Origin of the sequence: Flavobacterium foetidum, assembly GCF_004634245.1 — a bacterium.
In the GTDB taxonomy this organism is placed as follows: Bacteria; Bacteroidota; Bacteroidia; order Flavobacteriales; family Flavobacteriaceae; genus Flavobacterium; species Flavobacterium foetidum.
Genome location: NZ_SJTF01000010.1, coordinates 68186 through 90195 on the forward strand (window position 1 = coordinate 68186; position 22010 = coordinate 90195).

Consider the following 22010-nt stretch of genomic DNA (forward strand, 5'->3'; position numbering starts at 1 on the left):
AGCCAAAGCAAACATGAAACCTGAAACAATTTAGAACTCAAAATTTTATCAATCCGGCTCATTCATGATTTTCTCGCGATATTTTTTACCGATTAACAAAGTCAATCTTTGTTTATAATCATCAACTAGCCATTCACGATAGTTTTTACTGCACTGACTCAAACATTTAGAGTAACGCTTTATTCGATCTTCAATATCATCTTCTAATTCTTTAGAAAGCATTTTGGCTTCCTGAAGCGTTTCTGTATTGTCTACACACATGCTTGCATGTTGGTCGAGTGATTTATCCAAAACTACTTTTGAACGAAGATTTTGTTTGATTATCAGTTTATGCTCTTCATCAACATCAAAACTAACATCTGCCGTTTTGCTGAATTTTGCGCGCAATTCTGGTGGCATGCTGTATTTGAAGAACATCTCAATTTCGTGATCGTCACGAAGGTTTTCCAAATAAAATTCAGGAGATTTAAAAATATGTTGCCAGTTTACAGGATCGCTCCATAAACCAAAACGAGCCGCATTGTTTCCTAAGTCGATTACTGTAAACTCGTCTTTACCAGGAAGTTTACGGGAGCCACGGCCGATCATTTGGAAATAAAGCGTCAACGATTTTGTAGCTCTGTTCAAAATAATGGTTTCTACAGTTGGTTCATCAAAACCGGTCGTCAAAATTCCGACAGAAGTCAAAATTGCATCGGGAGTCTTTTTAAACCATTGTAAAATATCTTTACGTTCTTCGGCGCTGCTAGTATTATCAAGATGTCTAATGTCATAACCTGCTTCTCTAAACGTTTCATACACATATAAAGAAGTATGGATACCATTATTGAAAATCAAAGTTTTCTTACCTAAAGAACGCTCTGTATATGCATGAAGCAATTTTTCCTGCATTAAAGTATTGGTGTACAAATCATCTGAAGATTTTACCGTATAATCTCCATTGATACCAACCTTTAGCGATGTAAGACCAACATCATAGCTGTATGTTGTAGCTCTAGCCAAAAATCCTTTGTCGATTAGCGAAGCAATAGTATCTCCGACAATAAGTTCGTGATAACTTTGGTGCATTGGCAATTTAATGTTCGAACTTAAAGGAGTCGCTGTAACACCAAGAATAAAAGCATTCTTAAATGAATTCAGCAATTTTCTGAATGAATTATAATGCGCTTCATCGATAATCACCAAACCAATATTGTCAAGGTGAAGCTTTTCATCATTAATACGGTTTTTCAAAGTTTCCACCATCGCCACAAAACATGAAAAATCGTTCTGATCTGGCAGTTCTTTTACTTTGCTATTAATGATTTTATTGGTAACTCCAAAGCCTGTAAGCATTTTTGAAGTCTGTTTACACAATTCAATACGATGTGTTAAAACCACTACCTTCTTATCATTGTTAGATAAATAACGTCGAACAATTTCCGAGAAAATCACCGTTTTTCCACCTCCTGTCGGAAGTTGATATAACAAGTGATGTTTTGGAGGTGCATTGTCTAAACGGTCAAAAATGGCGTCGATGTCGCCTTTTTGGTATGCATAAAGTTCTTTTTTATCTTCTCTTTCTATTTCTAAAGTGTTTTGAGACATTGTTTATTTTTGGATTTTTGCAAAAATACACCTAAAAAACAGTTATTCATCCTATTTTAACCTAAAATAATGTTTTTTTTAAAAGAAGATTTTTTTATGGGAAGTGTTTTTATAAGTCGATTTTATCTAAAAGTGCTTCAAAATCACGTTTGTTTTTCCATTTTTGTTGCGAAGTTTCTTGTTCAATACTCGAAATTCTTTCCTTAAAATCATTAAAAATTCCGTTAGAGATAATAAAATTTACAGCTTGCTCAAAAGAATTAAACATGCTTTTGTAAAATAATTCCTGCTTAATAAAATTTTGAGAAGAAAATGTCTGCGCAATTTCGATATTATAAAGCATAATATCTGCAATAATAAACGAATCGACACCCAACATTATGAAATGTTTAATTATTTTCTGTGCGACAGAGCGGCGCATTTTGGCTTTTGGGCGCCATTTTGCATTGGGTTTCTTTACAGGAAAATATTCATGCGAGATTTTTACTTTGGCTTCCTGCTCCAGCTTGTCTTCTTTCGGATTAAAAACAAAATCATAGTATACTTTCACGGGACTGAATTTTTCATACAGCTCTATAAGCTGTTCTTCAAGCTGTTCCTTTGTCAATTCGCCCAAATATTTTTTTAAATCTCTTTTACTCATACAATAAAGGTAATTCTCAAATTCTTAAATTCCAAATCCCCATTTTTCAATTAAAATATATAGGAGGATATGAAAAGATAAACGTTGTGATCATACAAGTTAAAACTAATGTAATTTTGATTTTTTGAATTCTAAAATCAAACCATAATCGTTAATTTTGCGGGCATTAATCCTAAAAATAAATACATGCTCAAGATTTTCAAAGTTACAGCAATTTTAGAGGGAATCTCTTATTTAGTTTTGTTTGCCAACATGCTGCTTATAAAAAACAACAACCCAGAACTTTATCATACTTTATTGCGTCCGTTGGGAATGACACACGGAGTTCTTTTTATCGGATATATCATTTTAGCATTCCTGCTAAAAAAAGCAATGAATTGGGACTTAAAAACCTTTGCGATTATTCTAATTGCTTCACTTATTCCGTTCGGAACTTTTTATGTTGAGAAAAAATATCTAGAAAATAATGCATAAGCTTTTGGATAAAATTTTCAATTTTCTCTATCCTCTTTTTAGAGACTGGGGAATGAGCCGTAATTTTGCGTCATATTTCAGTCTCTTTCTCAATATCATAATTTTAATCGTTCTAGCATACCTAATTTATTATGCTGCTAAATTTCTTTTGGTAACACTGACAGCTGTTTTTGCGCAGCGCACCAAAACAAAATTCGACGACTATTTAATTCAGAACAAAACCACTCGTTATACGGCATATTTAATTCCGTTTTTCTTTATCTACAAAGCTGTTCCTGTTATTTTGGATAAATACGAATATTGGGAACTGATTTTCGGTAAAATCGTAGGTGTTTATATTGTATTGCTGGGCTTGTGGATTGTTCGAACTATTTTTAATTCACTTCGAGATTATCTAAAGCAGAAGCCTGAATACAGCGATAAGCCAATTGACAGTTTTGTTCAGGTCATCATGATTGTACTTTGGATTTTTGGGGTTGCTATTATCATTTCGACCTTATTCGGAATCAAGAAAGGCGAATTGCTGACCATCCTTGGAACGCTTTCTGCAATTATCATCTTGATTTTTAGAGATACCATTCTGGGTTTTGTATCAAGTGTTCAGGTTGCGATAAACGACATGGTGCGTATTGGCGACTGGATTACAATGGATAAATTTGGTGCAGATGGCGATGTGATCGAAATTAATCTCACAACGGTAAAAGTTCGAAATTTTGACAATACCATAACCACAATTCCAACTTATGCCTTGAGTTCTGATTCTTTTCAGAATTGGCGTGGTATGCAGAAATCTGAAGGACGACGAATTAAAAGACATGTTTTGATTAAAAGCAGTACAATTCGTTTTTTAAATGATCAAGATTTACAACAATTGCGCAAAGTACAACTTATAACGTCTTATATCGACAGTAGGCAAGCAGAAATTGACAGGTACAACGATTTGAGAGGTGTTGACAAAACGCTTTCGCTGAATGGCCGTAATATGACCAATTTAGGTTTGTTTCGGAAATACATTATGCAGTATCTCGTAAATCATCCTGGACTGAATAAAGATATGCATATTATGTGCCGTCAGTTACAATCGACTGCACATGGCGTTCCGTTAGAAATTTATGTATTTTCAAGCGATAAGCGTTGGGCCAATTACGAATATATTATGGCCGATATTTTTGACCATGTCATGGCATCTGTTCGTTATTTTGATTTGGAAATTTTCGAACTTCCGTCTCAAATCGGTCGATTGGATTAAGATTTTGAATGAATAAAGTTTTGCCTCAAAGAATCCATAAAAAAGTATTGGATTGTTTGAGGTTATTTTTTCACTTCTTCAAAAGTAAATTCAGGATTTTTATAAGTCAGTGTTCCGTTGATAAAACACGGAAGATTCATATAGATTCCCACTACTCCTTTTCCCTGAATGAGTTTGTTTTGGTGTCGTAATAAAGCTAGTGGTACTCTCTTCCAGCTCCCGCCATTTGAAATATAATGGAAATCGCCCCTCAAAGTGTCTCCATTTATATTTCCTCTTACATCACCAGAATCTTTTCCTATTTTGTAGTAAGATCTTTCATATCGTCCAAAAAAACGTTTTTCGCTTATTTTAAGAGCCAGTTTGGCAGTATCTTTTCCGTTAACTGCTATATAATAAGTCTCCTTGTACTGATTTTCTTTGGAGGTGCAAGAAACAATTGCTATCAGTAAAAGAAACATCAAAAATTTTCTCATCTCAAATTAATTTTTAACCCTATAAATTATATAAGAATGAAGCATTAAAACTTAAATTTCTTACATTAATTTTAAGCTTCATTTTTTTTCGTCTAAAGCAAAAATAGCACATTTTGTATTTGATTTTTTCTTAAATTTAAATAAAAACCCCATGGAAGACAGAGACACTTTTTTAAGAGAATTCAGAGGCGAAACTTTAGGAACCGTAAGTGCTCAATCTTCACCCGATGAGATCTTTCAGAACCAGACAATCAGACCCATTCTAAAACTTCAAAATGATTTGTTCGTTGCCGTTTTTATAAACTACGTCAATAAAAACAAAAGAGATTTTTATTCGTATTCTGTAGAAAAGAAACTTCAGACTATCGAAAACTCAATTCAAAAAGATATCAAATTCAGAAATTCGCTTAAAGGAATTGTAATGGCGCTTTTTACAGTTGATGAATACGATATTTACATTCAAAATTCATCTAATCTAAATAAGCGTATGATGAATTTATTGATTGAAAGATTGAAAAGCCAAGTGCAGTTGTTTGAAGTTGCATCGAATTAAACAAGCTTTATTTAAATGTTTTTGACAGAAGAACATCTTGCTTTTGAAAAAAGGGTTTGACACTTTAATTGTCAAACCCTTTTTTTTTGATTAATTATAAAATTATTCCTCAGCCAGCATCAATTCCTTGATGTATTTGACTGGAGCGCTTCCATAACTTAAGAATTTTTCGTGGAATTGTTTTAGATTAAATTTATCTCCCTGTCTCTTTTTGAGTTCTTCTCTAAGATTGTAAATCTCTGTGTAACCAGTAAAATAAGAACAAAGCTGTACTTGAGATAAAGTTACCCGTTTCCATTTTCCATCGGCTTCTGCTTGTTGCTGAAAAGCTTCTTTTGTAAGCAATTTTATAGCATCTTCCTTTGACATATTTTTGGTGTGGACACTAATGTCTAAGATAGTGTTGCAGGTGGTTCTTAAATTCCATTTGTAATACATCAACCACATTTCGTCTGAGTTTTTATAACCGCTTTCCAGCATCATTTTTTCAGCATACACGGCCCAGCCTTCAATCATTGCTCCGTTTCCTAATATAGATTTTATAATGCTCGGCGACTGATTACTGTAAACCAATTGTGTATAATGGCCTGGAATGGCTTCGTGAATGTTTAAAATCTGAAGAATATAATTGTTGTATTCTCTTAAATAACTTTCAGCATTTTCTTTGGTCCAGCCAGATATGCTGCCCACATTGTAATAGGTATTTGCGTTTTTGTCGTACGGTCCCGGTGCAGATATGGACGCACCTGCAACACCAGCCATATAAGCAGGTTCTTTGCGAACAACCAATGGTTTTGAAGGATCAATGTATAATAAATCTTTTGCTTTGACATATGCAGTAAGTTCCGGAATCTGTTTTTCAATTTCTGACTGGAATTTCTCTGGAGTGGTATGTTTGAGCGAAATCTGATCGATCACCTGTCTAATTAATTCTAACTTATCAGCAGGTTTTGCCGCATTTCCTTTGTACTTAGCCCAAAGTTTGTCTGCCAACACAAACATCTTGTCATGCAGGTCTTTTTTATGATCAATAGCGATTTTATATATTTCATCTGCATTATAACCCGATTCAATATCAAAAGCGAATTTTTTGGCATATAATTCATTCCCCAACCTAAAAGATCGAGGAGTTTTGTTTGGCAGTTTTTTTAGCCAATCGGTGAAATCTATTATCGCTTTAAGCGAAACCGCTGCTTTTGCTGTTAATTCTTTTTTCTCTTCTTCTGTAAGTTTGCTTTTTTCTAAGGCAGATTTCAAATCTTCCTTAAATGTCGACGAACCTCCAAGATTTTGGGCAATCGCTAGTTCAGTATGCTCTATAGTCGGGTTTTTGATATTTTTCTTGGCTGCTTCGTAATAAGCTGTCACATTGTTCATTTTTGTGTTGAAAGTACGAAGTCTCGCTTCGAGGGAATCATAAGTTCCATTCAAGATTTCAGCAAACATACCGCAGACATTGTATTGCGAAGGATCCCATTCGCCCGATTTCAACTCATTATTATAGAAAATGGAACTTTCCAACTGATTTTTGATCATCTTTAAATCAGTTTTATTATTGTCTGAAAGTTTTTCCAAATCAAACTGTTTTAGCGAATCTAGATTTGATTTTGCAAAAGCTATTTCTTTGGCGTCCTGCTCTTCATTCGGAACAACCAAAACACTATCCAGTTTATGATAACCAGCCCCTGATGCCCAACTCGGATAAACATTCCACAATGCAATCACAAATCGGTCCTTATACTGATCGAATTTTTTGTTTACCTCTTGGTCTTCGGCAGTTTTAGCGTTTTTATTGCAAGAAAACAAAAGGAAAATAGCAAAAAACGGAATGCAGAATTTTTTCATAAGTCTAATTTTAGTATAGGTTTTTAGGAATCAGAATAATTAATATTCTAATAATTCTTTTAAAGCTGTTGCAAATCGATCTCTCGGTAAAAATTGATCTTCAAGTGCTTTTGTAAATGGAATTGGCGAATCTAAACTAGCTACTCTTTTTACGGGAGCATCCAGATATTCAAAACAATTTTCCATAATCAAAGCAGAAATGTCACTTGCAATTCCACCAAACAAAGTATCTTCTTGATAAATAATGACTTTTCCTGTCTTTTTTACAGACTCAAAAATAGTTTCGGTGTCTAGCGGCTGTAATGTTCTCAAATCGATTAAGTCAGCGTCGATATCTGGGTTTTGTCCCAAAGTATCTAAAGCCCAGTGAACAGTAGCGCCAAAAGCAATTATAGTAATGTTTTTTCCTTCTTTAACTAAAGCCGCTTTTCCTAGGGGTATCGTATAATAATCTGTCGGAACATCTTGATAGATACTTCTATACAATAATTTATGTTCGAAGAACAATACAGGATTCGGGTCGAGTATTGAGGTATTTAATAGTCCTTTTGCATCATACGGAAATGCAGGATAAACCACTTTTAACCCTGGAGTTTTGGTAAACCAGGCCTCATTGGTCTGAGAATGAAAAGGTCCAGCCTGTGTTCCAGCTCCGCAAGGCATGCGCACCACAACATCGGCTTTTTCGCCCCAGCGGTAATGCGATTTTGCTAAAAGATTCACAATCGGATTAAAACCAGTCGAAACAAAATCAGCGAACTGCATTTCTACGATAGCCTTGTAGCCATTTATCGATAATCCCATTGCTGTAGAAACAACCGCACTTTCGCAAATTGGAGTGTTTCTAACTCTGTCTTTTCCAAAAGCATCAGCAAAACCTTCCGTTATTTTAAAAGCGCCTCCATATTCAGCAATATCTTGGCCCATAATCACTAAATTTCTATGGCGCCACATAGACTGCTCCAAACCATTTCTGATGGCGTCTATAAAACGAATATTTTTAACTTCTTCTCCGTTGCTATATTCTTCGTATTCAAAAGGTTTGTAGACATCATCTAATTCTCCGTTGTAAGTTGGAACAATTTCTGGTTCTGCATTAGCAATCGCGAGATTTTCATCAATTTCTTTTCTGATTTCCTCCTTCCATTGCTGGTCCAGTTCTTCTGTTAGGATTTTGTTCTCAATTAAATAGTCTTTATAATTATTAACAGGATCTCTTAATGCCCATTCTTTCATTAATTCGTCGGGAACATATTTGGTGCCGCTTGCCTCTTCATGCCCACGCATCCTGAAAGTTTTAAATTCTAATAAAACCGGATGCGGATTCTCCTGCATTTCTTCTTTTAGTTTCTGTATTTTATTATATACTTCTACTATATTATTTCCATCAAGAATATAGCTTTCAATTCCATAGCCAATTCCTTTATCTGCAAGGTTTTCACAATAATATTGCTCTTTGGTAGGAGTCGAAAGTCCGTAACCATTGTTTTCGATTACAAACATGACCGGAAGCTGCCATACCGCTGCGATATTAAGCGCTTCATGAAAATCGCCTTCGCTTGTAGCGCCTTCTCCCGTAAAAACGGCAGTAACCTTATTATTCTGTTTTAGTTTATCAGCCAAAGCGATTCCGTCTGCAATCCCTAACTGCGGGCCAAGATGCGAAATCATTCCGATAATATTATATTCTTGAGTTCCAAAATGAAAACTGCGGTCTCTTCCCTTCGTAAATCCGCTGGCTTTTCCCTGCCATTGTGAAAACAAACGATGCAACGGAATCTCTCTGGTAGTAAAAACCCCAAGATTACGATGCATTGGCAATATATACTCAGATTGATTTAATGCAGCTGTAATTCCTACCGATATCGCTTCCTGCCCTATTCCAGAAAACCATTTAGAAACTTTTCCCTGACGAATTAAGATCAGCATCTTTTCTTCGATCAAACGTGGTTTCAGCAGTTTTTTATATAAATCTAATAATTGATAATCGCTTAAATTTTGTCTGTAAAAAATCATTTATTTTCTTGTTTTTTGTGTTTCAAATATAACAATTTACTCCAGTTTTATGCATTTTGCAATAAGAATTTTGTCAGAAATAGGCTTTTAATGAACAGGCAGCTTATAATTTTCTAAAATATTCTCTACCTTTGTTAGCCGAAGGCGCTTATGAGGCCTTCTTCTTTAAAATAAAAATGTAAAGTATGCAAAACATTCCTAGTGTAGACTTACGTGATTTCCTTTCGGACGACCCGAAACGTAAACAAAAATTTGTAAATGAAATCGGCAGTGCATTTGAAAACATTGGCTTCGTAGCCCTAAAAGGTCATTTTCTTGATGATCAGTTGGTAGACGAACTTTATAGCGAAATAAGAAAGTTTTTCGCTTTGCCAATCGAAACTAAGCATAATTATGAAATTCCTGGAATTGGCGGTCAGAGAGGTTATGTTTCTTTTGGAAAAGAACATGCTAAAGGACGCAAGGAAGGAGACTTGAAGGAGTTCTGGCATTTTGGCCAGTATGTAGACAAAGATTCTAGATGGGCTTCTGAATACCCAGACAATGTTGAAGTTAAAGAGCTTCCTCGTTTTAATGCTGTTGGTAAAGAGGCGTATCAAAAATTAGAAAAAACAGGTGTTTATGTTTTAAGAGCTTTGGCTTTGCATTTAGGTCTTGATGAGTTTTATTTTGATGAATATGCAAAAGAGGGAAACTCAATTTTAAGACCGATCCATTACCCGCCAATTACTTCTGAGCCAGAAAATGCTATTCGTGCGGCGGCTCATGGAGACATCAATTTGATTACTCTGTTGATGGGAGCTCAAGGAAAAGGATTACAAGTGCAAAATCATGACGGCGAATGGATTGATGCTATTGCCGCAGATGACGAGCTTGTAATTAATGTTGGAGATATGCTTTCAAGACATACCAACAACAAACTTAAATCTACCATACACCAGGTGGTAAATCCGCCAAGAGAATTATGGGGGACTTCCCGCTATTCGATTCCGTTTTTTATGCATCCAGTAAGCGATATGCGTTTGGATTGTCTTGAAAATTGTATTGATGAGGAAAACCCAAAGAAATATGAAGACATTTCGGCAGGAGAATTTCTGCACGAACGTCTGGTAGAATTAGGATTAATCAAAAAATAAACGTAATTTAAATTCTAGTTTTTATAAATTCCAAATTCCAAACTTCTAAAATTGGAATTTGGAATTTAATTTTTAAGCTTATAGTAGTAGTTATTTTATAATAGAAGTATATGGACTTTAAAGATCAGTTGAAGAATTTATTTCCGGATCACGTAGAATCAAATGAACCTGAAGAAGTTCAGGAAAACGAACATGTGTTGTATGTTCAAAAAGAACCTATGATTTGCAAGTTCGAAAAACGCAAAGGAAAACCGACAACCATAATCGAAGGTTATGAAGGAACAGACGAAGATTTTAAAATTCTGGCAAAGGAAATCAAGACAAAATTGAGCGTTGGAGGTACATTTAAAGATGCTTCAATTATAATTCAAGGCGATTACCGTGACAAGATAATGGCGATTCTAAAAGAAAAAGGATTTAAAACCAAACGTGTTGGCGGTTAGAATATTTAAATTCCAATTTTAAAAATTCCAAATTTCAAGTTGAAAAACTTAGTCCCGATAGCTATCGGGATAGTATCTTAGAACCTTAGCAAATTAAAAAGAAATGATTCAATCATCAGAATTAATACTAAACCCGGACGGGAGTGTTTACCATTTAAACCTTCGTCCTGAACATATTGCACACGATATTATTTTTGTGGGCGACCAAAACAGAGTTGAAAAAATCACCCAATTTTTCGATTCAATCGAATATTCAACTCAAAAAAGAGAATTTAAAACGCAGACCGGAATTTATAAAGGGAAAAGAATCTCTGTAATGTCTACCGGTATTGGACCAGACAATATTGATATTGTTTTAAACGAATTGGATGCGTTGGTAAACATAGATTTAGAAACGCGTCAGCCTAAAGAAAAACTTACCTCGCTAAATATCATTAGAATTGGAACTTCAGGCTCTCTTCAAGAAGATATTCCGGTTGACAGTTTTGTGATGTCGAAGTTCGGATTAGGCTTAGACAATATGCTTCGTTCTTATCTGATTGACGGCGTTTCGATTACAGCAATAGAAGATGCATTTGTAAATCATACAAATTGGGATTCCAAAAAAGGAAAACCATATGTAACTGAGTGCTCCGAAAAGCTGGAAAAGCTAATCGAATCTGATAAAATATTTAAGGGAATCACCGCTACTGCTGGTGGATTTTACGGTCCGCAGGGGCGTGTTTTGCGTTTGAATATTCAAGACGAAGAATTAAATAATAAAATGGATAATTTTAGTTTCGAGGGAACTAAAATCACAAATCTTGAAATGGAAACTGCTGCAATTTACGGACTCTCAGCGCTATTAGGCCATAATGCTTTGTCCTTAAACGCAATTATAGCCAATCGCGCATCGGGAACCTTCAGTACAGATCCTTATAAAGCTGTTGACGAGCTCATTGCCTACACTTTAAATAAGTTGGCGGGTAATTAATTGATATGGTATTAACGGAAATTGTCTTTTTGAATTTTTGAATATGGTTTTACGAGTTGCCAGGCATACCGATAATTTAGATGAAATTGAAAAATTCTATGTTCAGATTTTAGGCTTTGAACGATTGGGAAGTTTTGAAAACCATGACAATTATGATGGTATTTTTATTGGAAAACCTGATTTAGACTGGCATTTTGAATTTACAAAGTCCAAAACAAAAGCTAATCATATCTTTGATGAAGACGATGTGATTGTGCTTTATCCTAAAGAAATATTAGAGTATAATCATTTGATAGATAACATTTTAAGAAACAATATCTCAACTATTAGTTCTGTAAATCCTTATTGGAATGAAAACGGAACAATGATTCAAGATCCAGACGGCTATCGAATTGTGATATCTTCGTTAAAAGCAAAATAATAAATATAAATAATGGAAAAAGAAACGCATAAAAAGATACTTTTCAAATATTACAGCGATTATTTAGACGAAGTAGTTTCAGAGACTATGTGGGCAGAAATTATTGACCTTGAAAAAGGACTTTTTAAATTGGATAACATTCCGTTTTTCGGACCTTTAATCGCAACTGACGATCTTTTTTATGCAGAATACGATGAAGACGAAGAGCGCTATATGCACAGAAAAACAATCCAGAATTCTGGTAATTCAATTGTGCAGATTGCCATTCTGGAAAAGGGATTTGACAAGGAAATAATTCGTGAAAAGCTCAAAATGCTAAATTGTTTATCTGAAGGATTGAACGAAACGTTTTTTGCGGCCGAAATCACCAAAGATGTTGATTATTCGCTGGTAAGAAGCCTTTTGAACGAATATGAATCGCAGGAAATTATTGAGTATGCAGAACCGTGCCTTTCTGAAAAGCACAGAGCAGACTTATTAAAAAACTAATTTTTAAGAATACGAAACAACTTAACTAAACTTGAATAAATGAAAACTGTAAAAATTGCAGGTGTTCCTGAACACTTCAATCTGCCATGGCATCTATGTATTGAAAATGGTGAGTTTGAAGAACAAAATATCGATTTGCAATGGAAAGATATTCCCGAAGGTACTGGTAAAATGTGTCAGATGCTAAGAGATGGAGAAACTGATATTGCTGTAATTTTAACCGAAGGAATATTAAAAGATATCGCAGCCGGAAATCCGAGCAAGATTGTACAGATTTATGTGCAGTCGCCTCTTATTTGGGGAATTCATGTTGCCGCAAAATCAGATTTTCAAAGTTTAGAAGATCTTAAAAACAAAAAAGTCGCAATTTCTAGAATCGGGTCTGGTTCGCAACTTATGGCTTATGTGAATGCCAATGAACAAGGCTGGGAAACTGATGCAATTGAATTTGAAATTGTCAATACAATTGATGGTGCTGTTGAAGCTCTTACGAATAAAAAGGCTGATTATTTTATGTGGGAACGTTTTATGACCAAACCGCTTGTTGATCAGGGAATTTTTAGACGTATTGCCGACTGCCCTACTCCATGGCCGTCATTTGTGATTGCTGTTCGCGATGAATTCTTGAAAAAGAATCCTAAAATCGTTGAAAAAATCCTTGAAATCATCAACAAAACGACTGTAGATTTTAAGGCAATTCCGGAAATAGACAAAACCTTAGCAGAGCTTTTCAAACAAAAGCCTGAAGATATCCGCGAATGGCTGCAGCTGACACAATGGTCACAAAAAAATCTGACCGAAAAATCATTTGATAAAATTCAAAATCAACTTTTTGATCTGGGAATTATTGATAAAAAAAGTATTTTTGTAGAAACTGTCAAAGCTATATAATACTGGCTTTTTGATTCGTATGATGAAATTCCCTAAAATTGACTTTCCGCGCTTAAAATCCAAGCTTCAGGTGAAATCACCCTGGGACAGGATTATTATTATGTTGCTGAGTCTGTTAATTACCATTCCGATTTTCATCATACTGCATCAAAATTTAATCGATCTGGAGTGGGCTTTCAATCTTGATCGTGTTTTTATTTTTATTTTCGTTTTTGCGGCAGTATTTTTTCTTTTGATGTTGCTCAGAACGATAATAATTCTTTGTATTGCGGTTTATTTGCTGGTTTTATTCTACGGAACAGTAATTGGGAATTATGGTTTTAGTGAAATTTCAGAAGACTATAATTCGATGATCTACACCATGTCGGACAATCCATATCCGCAAGATATTGTTGTAGCGAAACTGTTGCCTTTTCCAAATAAATCAAAAATTATCAGTGCTATCGAATACCAAAATCCGAAAGTGCGAAATTTTGCGATCATGGCGACTTCAAAACATTTTAAAAAGATTAAAGGTTACTCCGACTATCGTACTATTATACAATGTTTTGCTGTGTTTAAGGAAATAAACAGCCGATGGAATTATGTAAATGATCCCAAAGACGGCGATTATATTGCCACGGCAAGCGAATCACTAGAATATTTTTCTGGAGATTGCGACGACCACTCTATTTTAATGGCGGCCGCGATTCGCTCTATCGGAGGCACACCAAGGCTCATTCATACAAAAGGACATATTTATCCTGAAATTTTAATCGGTTCTTCCTTGGATTTAGAAAAGGTCAATTATCTAATAAAAAATGTGTTATTCCAGCGAGAAAGCTACGGCAAAAAACTGCATTATCACATTGACGAGCGCGGACAAGTCTGGATGAATCTTGATTATACGGCAACCTATCCCGGCGGACCCTTCATGTACGAAGAAATTTTGGGGGCGCTTACTTTGAATTAGGTTTTTTTGTTTCAGGTTTCAGGTTTCAAGTTTCAAGTTTCAAGTTTTAGGTTTTTAGGTTTTTAGGTTTTAGGGATTGCACACAGGAAAACTACAAGTCCAAAAAGTTTATAAATATTTGGCTGTTAATAATTTACTAATGTTTTTTTTTGTATCTTTTTGGTGTTTAACCTTTTAATCACAAAATCATGAGAAATTCTAAATTGTTTACTATCGTAATTGCCATTGCTGTTGTATTGTTAGTTTCATGTACAGGAAAAAGAAATAAACTGATTAATTCGTGGAAAGTAACAGCAGTTGAACCCAAAATGACTCTTTCTGATTCTGCTAAAAATGCAATCATCACCAACGGAATGTTGACCTTTACAAAAGATGGGCATGTTACAGGATATTTATTCCGCGAAATAACAGATGGGACTTATGCGCTGACAAAAGGTGGAAAAAGTCTTGTTATTAAAGACGAAGTCGGCACTCCTTATCCTTGTGAGAGTACAATAACAAATGATGAATTGATTTTGGATACCAAAGAAATGAAGTTAACGCTCAAAAAAATATAAACCAATATAATAGCTCGCTCAGAGCAGGAAAATCAATACAAAAAACCATTCTTTATCCTATAAAGAGTGGTTTTTTGATTTTTAAAACTTATTAATATCTTTGCACCACTTCAAAAGAATAGTAAGCAAATGTGAAAATCAATTTCTTTCAGGCAATTTAAAGCGTAGCCATAATTTGGCTTGCTTGATTATTAATGTTAATTCAGAAAGAAATTATGCTTATTATTCACGATTTATGCTGTCAGCATGAAAATACAGACGTATTGTTTAAAAACATCAGTTTTACCGTTAATCAACACGAAAAAGTTGCTTTAATTGGCAGTAACGGCGTTGGGAAATCTACTTTATTAAAAATTGTTGCCGAAGAATCGAGCTATTTTTCGGGCGAAATTATATGTTCTTCAAAACCCTATTTTGTGCCTCAACTGTTTGGGCAGTTTAATGATTTTACTATTGCAGAGGCATTAAAAATAAAGTCTAAGCTCGAGGCACTTAAACAAATACTTGAAGGTGTAGTGACCGAAGAGAACCTCGAAGTCTTAAACGATGACTGGACTATAGAAGATCGATGTGCAGAAGCCTTGAAGTACTGGAAGCTAGAAAAGCTAAACTTGGATCAAAAATTAGCAACGTTGAGCGGAGGTCAGAAAACAAAGGTTTTTCTTGCTGGCATCATGATTCATCAGCCCGATTTTGTTGTTCTTGATGAACCCAGCAATCACTTGGATTTTGAAGGAAGGCAATTGCTTTACGATTTTATAAAATCGACTTCTTCTGCGTTGCTTGTTGTGAGCCACGACAGAACATTGCTCAATATTTTGAATAAAATACTGAAAATGAATAAGAACGGAATTACCGTATACGGCGGCAATTACGAATTTTATACGCAGCAGAAACAAATAGAGCAGAATTCGCTGAAGGAAGATTTGCAAAGCAAAGAAAAAGCTCTACGAAAAGCCAAAGAAAAAGAAAGAGAAAGCTTGGAAAGGCAACAAAAGCTAGATGCGCGCGGAAAAAAGAAACAGGAAAAATCTGGAACAGCACGAATCATGATGAATACGTTGCGTAATAAAGCAGAAAACAGCAGTTCTAAAATGAAAGAAGTCCATTCGGAAAAAATCAGTGGTTTGTCACAGGATTTAAGAGAATTGCGTTCGGCTCTTCCGGTCTTGGAACAGATGAAATTCGGTTTTGATAATGCTTTGCTTCATAAGGGAAAAATGCTTATAAAGGCAGTGGGCATCAACTTTAGTTTTGGAAATGAGCCACTGTGGAAAAACAATCTTGACTTCGAAATCAACAGCGGTGAACGTGCAGTCATAAAAGGCTTGAATGGTTCCGGAAAAACCACTTTAATCAAAATTATTCTAGGAGAAATAATTCCGACGAAAGGAAATATATATTTGGCAGATAAAAAAGCGATTTATATTGATCAGGATTATTCTTTACTACAAAAGAATTTAAAAATTTATGAACAAGCACAGGCTTTCAATGACTCAGGATTAGAGGAACACGATGTTAGAATGCGCCTTAATCGGTTTTTATTTTCTCAAAATGATTTGGATAAACCTTGTAACGCTTTAAGCGGAGGAGAAAGAATGCGTTTAATGCTCTGTTGTTTGACAATGAGTAAAAAAACACCAGACTTAATTATTTTGGACGAACCGACCAATAATCTTGATATTCAGAATATTGAAATTCTAACGGCAGCTGTTAATGAATATGAAGGAACCTTAGTCCTGGTTTCTCATGATAATCATTTTCTTGATGAAATAGGCATAACGAAAACTATTTTGCTTTGAAGTTTATGTGGAAAGTTTGTTTACTATCTAACTGATAATCAAAATTCTGACAAAAAAAAGCGTAATTTGCAGTAAAAAGAATTCCCAAGTCTTCGGATGAACCAATCTGCTAGCAAGTAATTAAATTAAATTTGATTAATTATGAAATCACGAAACAGAATTTTTACGGTTATACTTTCGGTTAGTTTAGTAATCAGCCCAATAGCTTTTCCTTGTACAAGGGTCGTTTATGAAGGACTGAATGGCACCATTATTACAGCAAGATCCATGGATTGGCGAGGAGAAATTCCCGCTAATTTGTGGATTTTCCCTAGAGGAATGGAACGTTCTGGCGAAGTTGGCACCAGCTCTATAAAATGGAAATCGAAATATGGGAGTGTAATAACCAGTTCATGGGATATTGCTTCTTCGGATGGGATGAACGAGAAAGGACTTGTAGGCAATCTCTTGTGGCTGGTTGAGTCACAATATCCGAAATTTGAGAAGAACGGAAATGTAAAAGGTCTTGCAGTTTCTTTATGGCTGCAGTATGTTTTGGACAATTTTTCTACTGTTTCTGATGCTGTAACGGCATTAAGCAAAAATGAATTTGTGATCACTTCCTCGCATATTCCGGGTACCAATATTTTTGCGACTGTACATTTATCAATTTCTGATTCGTCTGGAGACAACGCTATTTTTGAATATATCAACGGAAAATTGGTCATTCATCATGACAGGAAATACACCACGATGACCAACTCGCCTATTTTTGACGATCAGTTGGCTATTAACACGTATTGGAAAAGTATTCCCGGAACTGTAATGCTTCCCGGAACTAACAGAGCTGCAGATCGTTTTGTGAGGGCTCATTATTATATAAATGCCATTCCGAAAACAGATAACGTAAGAACTGCGCTGGCAAGTGTTTTTGGTGTTATTCGAAATTGCTCTGTGCCACTAGGAATTTCCTCTGAAACCGAACCAAACATCTCCTCTACCCGCTGGAGAACGGTTGCCGATCAAAAAAATCTGGTTTACTATTTTGACAATGTGCTGAACCCCAATGTGATTTGGGTGGAATTCAGTAAAATTGATTTTAGTGAAAAAGGAAAAATCAGAAAGTTAAGTTTAGCAAATAATGAGAATTATTCTGGTGAATCGTTGATTAATTTTAAAGAAGCAAAACCGTTTCAGTTTGCGGGCTTGGATTGAACTTATCATCTTGTTTTCAAATAATTCATCAAAAAGTTGCTAAAATATATTGTGCAGTCAAATGACTTCATTATATTTGCAGTCAAATAACTGCACAATGGAGACTAGAAGAGATGTTTTTCAGGCAATAGCCGACCCTACACGAAGAGCTATATTAAGTTTGGTAGCTCTACAAGCAATGACGCCAGGAGCAATTGCTGCGAACTTTGATTCGTCTAGACAGACCATTTCAAAACACATTCAGATTTTAAGCGAATGCGAATTACTGCATCAAACACAAAACGGCAGAGAAATTTATTATCATTTGAATCCGCAGAAAATGAAAGAAATCGACAGTTTTATTGAGCCGTTCAGAAAAATGTGGGACGAACGTTTTGACAAGCTTGAAGCAATTATGAAAAACTATAAAAAATAAACCATGGAAAAGAAAACCAAAATTCACGCAGAAGAGAACCGACAGGATCTTATAATTACAAGAGAATTCGATTTACCAGTAGAACTTTTATTCAAAGCGTATACTGAACCAGAAATTGTAGCGCAATGGATGGGTACGAAAGTCGTAAAACTGGAAAGCAAAAAATACGGAGCATGGCAGTTTGAAACCAGTGATCCTAACGGAAATATAGTTTTTAAAGCCAATGGTGTAATTCATGATTTTATTCCAAACGAAAAAATTGTACGCACTTTTGAAATGGACAATAGCAATTTTGCGCCTCAACTTGAATTTTTGGAGTTTGAAAAACTAAGTGATGATACTAGTAAACTAACCATGCAGATTATTTACAAATCGATTGAGCATAGAACCACGCAACTTAAACTGCCATTTGCACAAGGATTGAATATGGCCCACAATCGACTTGAAGAAATTCTTTTAAACCTAAAATAAGATTATGAGTAAACGAAACAAGATTATTTATTGGATTGCTACGCTCTGGCTGGCATTAGGGATGACATCGACCGGAATCGTGCAATTAATGCAGTTGCCAGAAGAAACTGAAATGATGAAACATCTGGGTTATCCGCTTTATTTTTTGACGCTTTTAGGTGTTTGGAAACTTTTAGGTGTTATTGCTATACTTATTCCGAAATTTGTTATCTTAAAGGAATGGGCTTATGCAGGCTTTTTCTTTGCTATGTCTGGTGCGGTTGTGTCGCATTTGGCTTCTGGGGATGGCGTTATGGAATTGTTTGGTCCATCATTATTAATTATATTGACTCTGATTTCGTGGTTTTTTAGACCAGAAACCAGAAAATTTGTTTCTGTTAATTAAAATTATAAAAACATGAAAAAAGAATTGACTAATGACCAGCAAGAAGAGCTTTTAAAAGTGATTCAGATACGATTTGAAAAAAACATGCATCGTCATCAAAATCTTGAATGGGACGTTATTGAAGAGAAACTATTGGCCGCTCCTCAAAAATTATGGTCACTAGATGAAATGGAACGAACTGAAGGCGAACCAGATGTAATTGGCTTTGACGAAAAAACAAAAGAATATTTATTTGTCGATTGTTCGCCTGAAAGTCCAAAAGGACGCAGAAGCGTTTGTTATGACCATGAAGCGCTTGAAAAAAGAAAAGAAAATAAACCCAACGACAGCGCTGTAAATATGGCACAAGAAATGGGGATTGAACTTTTAGATGAAGAAGAATATAGAGCATTGCAAAAAACAGGAAAATTTGATTCTAAAACATCAAGCTGGATCAAGACCCCTTCAGAAATTAGAAAATTAGGCGGTGCTGTTTTCTGTGATTTTCGTTACAATACCGTATTCCTGTACCATAATGGAGCTGATTCGTATTATGCCGCGCGTGGATTTCGTGGCATGCTAAGAGTGTAATCTTAGTATACAGAAAATATTTTGGTCATTTATAAAGTTTGTTCATGCTAAATGAATTTGCTTGAACCGTAAAATAAAACCTTCGGAATCCTTGCAATGCCGAAGGTTTTTTTGTGCGTAATCTGGAATTTAGCTACTTTTAAAAACTTTAAGACATTTATCGATTAAAGTTTTTCCGAACCAATTGTTTTCAGCCCGTTTATGACCAGAATTTGCATTACATTTTTATTATTGTTTTCTGCGTATTGTAATGCATCTCAGTATCCTGCCGCTTCTGGAGCCTCTAAAAATCGAGAAAAAAAGCTTTTCTTGGCTAGAACAAAAATTAAGCTTTTGTTAGATAAAGGAAATGATTTTCTGTACAAGCCCGAAAGCTTTAAAAAAGATATGGACAGCGCCAAATCTAATTTTGATAAGGCTTTTGCTCTTAGCAACAAAATTAAGGATCAAAACCTGATCAACGAATGTATAGTAGGACATTCTGAGATTTTATTTGAAGAAAACAATTATCTGCAAGCAGAAAAAAAGCTGCACAATGTGATCAATTATTACCACGAAACAAAGCAGTTTAAAAAGGAAGCGAAAATATGGGAGATGCTCGGCGCGAGATTATTTTGGCAGACTCCAAGAAGTTTTGCAACTTTTGAGAATGCGGTAAAAACCTTTGACAAAGCTGCGCTATTATATAAAAATCTTGGTCTTCAGGAAAAATTTGCCTTCATTCTTAAATACAAGGCTGATGCACATTTAAATCAGGGAAGATTGGATCTTGCGGAAAAGGAATTGCTGCAAGTCTTAGAAGTTTACAACAAAATCGGTTATAAGAAACTGCATTTTACTTACGACCTTCTAGCTGATGTGTATCGCTTAAAAGGCGACCTGGGAAAAAGCCTTTATTATTCGCAGGCTTGTGTAAACAGCATGGAAAACGCGGGAGATTTTCGTTTTGCGCCTGTTTTCTACCAGCAGCTTGCAATTGCCTACAAAGATTTAGGTAAACACAACACTAGCATTGATTTGCTTAAGAAAGCAATCGGATTTCTAAAATCTGAAAATGAAATAGATTACTCAAATTTATACGAGTTTATCGATTTGTTGAGTAAAGAGCTTGTACAAGAGAAAAGATACACTGAGGCGTTGCATCAGGTACAGAAAACGATTCAAGAATATCCGCCCAAAAAGAAAACTGATCAAGCCAGGATGCATGGTTCGTTGGCTTACTGTTACAATAAAATTGGTCAAGCGAAACTTGCAGAGGATCATTTTAAAAAGATGATTAATTTGTATGAAGAAAATACTTCTTCAAATATGTACATAATCAATTTATCGGCTGCATATTTTGAATTTGGCAAATTCTACGAAGAACATAAAAAATACGACAAGGCGAAGTATTTTTTTCAGAAATCGCTTAATTTTTCTAACGGAATCGTTGAGCTTTCACAAGTTAAGGATGCGAATTTATATTTGTTTAAAATTGATTCTGCAAACGGAAAATACAGCAGCGCAATCAAATATTTTCAAACGTTCAAAAACCTGAATGATTCTATTTTTAATGAAAAAAAGAATAAACAGATTGAAGAACTTCAAATTTTATACGGAATTGAAAAGAAAGAAAAGGAATTTTCTAATCTAAAACTTGCAATGGATGCCCAAAAAACAAAAAACATCCAGGCACAAAGCACTATTAAATTTGGTGTCTGCATTGTGGTTTTTCTTTTTGTAAGCACGATGCTGTTTTGGATCAGTTATCAGTCAAAACAAAAAAACAACAAACTTTTGGTCAGTCAAAAGAACGAAATTGATCAAAAAAATTTGGCGTTGCAAAAACTGCTAAGCGAGAAAGAATCATTGATGCAGGAAATTCATCATCGAGTAAAAAACAACCTTCAGATTGTAATGAGCCTTTTAAATTCACAGTCTTCAACTTTAAAAAACCAAGAAGCTTTTGATGCGATCCAAAAGAGTCAACATCGATTATTTGCTATTTCACTGTTGCATCAAAAACTATATAGGACAGATATTGTCAGAGAGATCGAAATGGAAAATTATATTAGCGAATTGATGGTAAATTTCACTTTAACGTTTGATATGCAAAATATTGATTTCCAAACTCAGATTGACCCGATACTTCTTGATGAAGCTCAGGCAGTTTCTGTCGGACTTATTTTGAATGAAACAGTAACCAACTCCATTAAATACGGTTTCCCAGAAAACAGAAAAGGTTTAATTTCTATAAAATTGGAATCGTTGGAAAATTATAGAGTAAAACTTCAAATCAAAGATAATGGAATAGGTTTTCCGAAAGATTTCAACTTTGACTCCACAGCTACTTTAGGAATAAGCCTAATAAACGGTTTAGGACAACAGCTTGACGGTGAAGTTTCTATTTATAACGATAACGGCGCTGTTGTCGAAGTTGACTTTGTGAGGAATACCATTTCATAAATCGATATTAAAAAAGAAACCTT

23 protein-coding genes are annotated in these 22010 nt (G+C 34.9%); 18 read left to right on the forward strand and 5 right to left on the reverse strand.

Annotated elements, in window-relative coordinates; all coding sequences use genetic code 11:
• Positions 1–48: 48 nt before the first annotated feature.
• Entirely contained in the window at positions 49–1587 is a 1539-nt protein-coding gene (locus E0W73_RS13525) for a DEAD/DEAH box helicase (RefSeq protein WP_135222605.1), read from the reverse strand.
• A 109-nt stretch (positions 1588–1696) separates the two neighbouring features.
• Positions 1697–2230 carry a DUF6155 family protein gene (locus E0W73_RS13530; RefSeq protein WP_135222606.1) on the reverse strand — a complete coding sequence of 178 codons (534 nt, stop codon included), beginning with the start codon at positions 2228–2230 and terminating at the stop codon, positions 1697–1699.
• 186 nt (positions 2231–2416) lie between these two features.
• On the opposite strand from E0W73_RS13530, the gene E0W73_RS13535 reads away from it, so the two are divergent.
• Entirely contained in the window at positions 2417–2704 is a 288-nt protein-coding gene (locus tag E0W73_RS13535; protein WP_135222607.1) for a DUF3817 domain-containing protein, read from the forward strand.
• Positions 2697–3953 carry a mechanosensitive ion channel family protein gene (locus tag E0W73_RS13540; protein WP_135222608.1) on the forward strand — a complete coding sequence of 419 codons (1257 nt, stop codon included), beginning with the start codon at positions 2697–2699 and terminating at the stop codon, positions 3951–3953. Before E0W73_RS13535 ends, E0W73_RS13540 begins: the two co-directional genes overlap by 8 nt.
• Before the next feature lie 62 nt (positions 3954–4015).
• On the opposite strand, the gene E0W73_RS13545 is transcribed toward E0W73_RS13540, so the two are convergent.
• A complete protein-coding gene (locus E0W73_RS13545) occupies positions 4016–4429 on the reverse strand; it encodes a hypothetical protein (protein WP_135222609.1) in 414 nt (137 codons plus the stop codon).
• Between the two features lie 151 nt (positions 4430–4580).
• Here E0W73_RS13545 and E0W73_RS13550 point away from each other — a divergent pair, with 151 nt between their 5' ends.
• The gene (locus tag E0W73_RS13550) at positions 4581–4982 is read left to right on the forward strand and encodes a glyoxalase (protein ID WP_135222610.1); all 402 of its coding nucleotides are present in this window, start codon (positions 4581–4583) and stop codon (positions 4980–4982) included.
• Positions 4983–5084: 102 nt separating this feature from the next.
• Here E0W73_RS13550 and E0W73_RS13555 read toward each other — a convergent pair whose 3' ends face one another.
• On the reverse strand, positions 5085–6827 hold the full coding sequence (locus E0W73_RS13555; protein WP_135222611.1) for a DUF885 domain-containing protein: 1743 nt from the start codon (positions 6825–6827) through the stop codon (positions 5085–5087).
• Positions 6828–6866: 39 nt separating this feature from the next.
• Positions 6867–8843: an alpha-ketoacid dehydrogenase subunit alpha/beta gene (locus tag E0W73_RS13560; protein ID WP_135222612.1), complete on the reverse strand. Its 1977-nt coding sequence runs from the start codon at positions 8841–8843 to the stop codon at positions 6867–6869.
• Between the two features lie 185 nt (positions 8844–9028).
• On the opposite strand from E0W73_RS13560, the gene E0W73_RS13565 reads away from it, so the two are divergent.
• The 15 genes from E0W73_RS13565 (at position 9029) to E0W73_RS13635 (ending at position 21987) form a co-directional block, all read left to right on the forward strand.
• Complete coding sequence (locus E0W73_RS13565; protein ID WP_135222613.1) at positions 9029–9979, forward strand: isopenicillin N synthase family dioxygenase; 951 nt, start codon at positions 9029–9031, stop codon at positions 9977–9979.
• Between the two features lie 110 nt (positions 9980–10089).
• On the forward strand, positions 10090–10422 hold the full coding sequence (locus tag E0W73_RS13570; protein ID WP_135222614.1) for a translation initiation factor: 333 nt from the start codon (positions 10090–10092) through the stop codon (positions 10420–10422).
• Between the two features lie 103 nt (positions 10423–10525).
• Complete coding sequence (locus E0W73_RS13575) at positions 10526–11395, forward strand: nucleoside phosphorylase (protein ID WP_135222615.1); 870 nt, start codon at positions 10526–10528, stop codon at positions 11393–11395.
• 43 nt (positions 11396–11438) lie between these two features.
• Complete coding sequence (locus E0W73_RS13580) at positions 11439–11816, forward strand: VOC family protein (protein ID WP_135222616.1); 378 nt, start codon at positions 11439–11441, stop codon at positions 11814–11816.
• Between the two features lie 12 nt (positions 11817–11828).
• Complete coding sequence (locus tag E0W73_RS13585) at positions 11829–12305, forward strand: DUF4265 domain-containing protein (RefSeq protein WP_135222617.1); 477 nt, start codon at positions 11829–11831, stop codon at positions 12303–12305.
• Positions 12306–12344: 39 nt separating this feature from the next.
• Positions 12345–13196: a substrate-binding domain-containing protein gene (locus tag E0W73_RS13590; protein ID WP_135222618.1), complete on the forward strand. Its 852-nt coding sequence runs from the start codon at positions 12345–12347 to the stop codon at positions 13194–13196.
• Between the two features lie 19 nt (positions 13197–13215).
• The gene (locus E0W73_RS13595) at positions 13216–14148 is read left to right on the forward strand and encodes a transglutaminase-like domain-containing protein (RefSeq protein WP_135222619.1); all 933 of its coding nucleotides are present in this window, start codon (positions 13216–13218) and stop codon (positions 14146–14148) included.
• Between the two features lie 188 nt (positions 14149–14336).
• The gene (locus E0W73_RS13600; protein ID WP_135222620.1) at positions 14337–14705 is read left to right on the forward strand and encodes a hypothetical protein; all 369 of its coding nucleotides are present in this window, start codon (positions 14337–14339) and stop codon (positions 14703–14705) included.
• 215 nt (positions 14706–14920) lie between these two features.
• Positions 14921–16507: a ribosomal protection-like ABC-F family protein gene (gene abc-f, locus E0W73_RS13605; protein ID WP_135222621.1), complete on the forward strand. Its 1587-nt coding sequence runs from the start codon at positions 14921–14923 to the stop codon at positions 16505–16507.
• Positions 16508–16648: 141 nt separating this feature from the next.
• Entirely contained in the window at positions 16649–17701 is a 1053-nt protein-coding gene (locus E0W73_RS13610) for a linear amide C-N hydrolase (RefSeq protein WP_135222622.1), read from the forward strand.
• A 97-nt stretch (positions 17702–17798) separates the two neighbouring features.
• Positions 17799–18116, forward strand: coding sequence for an ArsR/SmtB family transcription factor (locus E0W73_RS13615; RefSeq protein WP_135222623.1), 318 nt, complete (start codon positions 17799–17801; stop codon positions 18114–18116).
• Positions 18117–18119: 3 nt separating this feature from the next.
• Entirely contained in the window at positions 18120–18587 is a 468-nt protein-coding gene (locus tag E0W73_RS13620; protein ID WP_135222624.1) for an SRPBCC domain-containing protein, read from the forward strand.
• Positions 18588–18591: 4 nt separating this feature from the next.
• Positions 18592–18972 (forward strand): DoxX family protein, encoded by a 381-nt coding sequence (locus tag E0W73_RS13625; protein WP_135222625.1) that lies wholly within the window; start codon positions 18592–18594, stop codon positions 18970–18972.
• Between the two features lie 12 nt (positions 18973–18984).
• Positions 18985–19542 (forward strand): DUF4256 domain-containing protein, encoded by a 558-nt coding sequence (locus E0W73_RS13630; RefSeq protein ID WP_135222626.1) that lies wholly within the window; start codon positions 18985–18987, stop codon positions 19540–19542.
• Positions 19543–19743: 201 nt separating this feature from the next.
• Entirely contained in the window at positions 19744–21987 is a 2244-nt protein-coding gene (locus tag E0W73_RS13635; RefSeq protein WP_135222627.1) for a tetratricopeptide repeat-containing sensor histidine kinase, read from the forward strand.
• Positions 21988–22010 lie beyond the last annotated feature (23 nt).